The organism is Photorhabdus sp. P32 (assembly GCF_038085095.1).
In the GTDB taxonomy this organism is placed as follows: Bacteria; Pseudomonadota; Gammaproteobacteria; order Enterobacterales; family Enterobacteriaceae; genus Photorhabdus; species Photorhabdus luminescens.
This window is the reverse complement of sequence record NZ_JAZGJN010000048.1, coordinates 1-605: the sequence shown is the minus strand read 5'-3', so window position 1 is coordinate 605 and position 605 is coordinate 1. Positions and strand designations below refer to the sequence as shown.

Here is a 605-nt window from a genome sequence, read left to right as displayed (position 1 = left end):
CTCTAACATCATTCTCAAGTAAAGATCTTGAATACATTGACCAAGCATTCCAACAATCTGGACTCAGCTCCCATTTTACAATTAACGACTCCATACTTTCAGGATCAGCAAGTCCACTGCACTCCTCAGAAAGACTCACTTTATGGCCGTGATTAACCAATATCCCAACTTCAATTAAGAAATCGCATAATCGATCAAGCCGAGAATAATCAATACCACACTGACGGGAAAGTTCATCTATATCTACATAAGCTCCATTTTTAAAATGAATAGATAAGCCTGTATCAACAAAAGCGTAGATTGCGGCTGATTTTCTATACGATGTAATAAGTTCGGCTAGCATTGAGTTATCCTTATGTCTTTATCTTATAAAAAGATGAAGTATTTTATCTAAAATGCATGAAATACCATGATAATTAATTGGGTATTCCAACAACTAATATGTGATTATTAGCTTTGTTACCTTTTCTTGTTGAAATAATAAAGATTTAATTCTCCTTATTTTCACATTGTTCAACTTACTTTAATAACGCATTTTTAGGAACAGAATTGTTAACTATCAGACTATATTAAATTAGACAAAAAGGAATGACAAAGATCACAAT

The 605-nt window shown here is 32.2% G+C and carries 1 pseudogene; it reads right to left on the bottom strand.

Annotation, left to right across the window (positions count from 1 at the left end):
* Positions 1 to 343: pseudogene (locus V2H77_RS00150) on the bottom strand (methyltransferase); the annotation flags it as partial.
* Positions 344 to 605 lie beyond the last annotated feature (262 nt).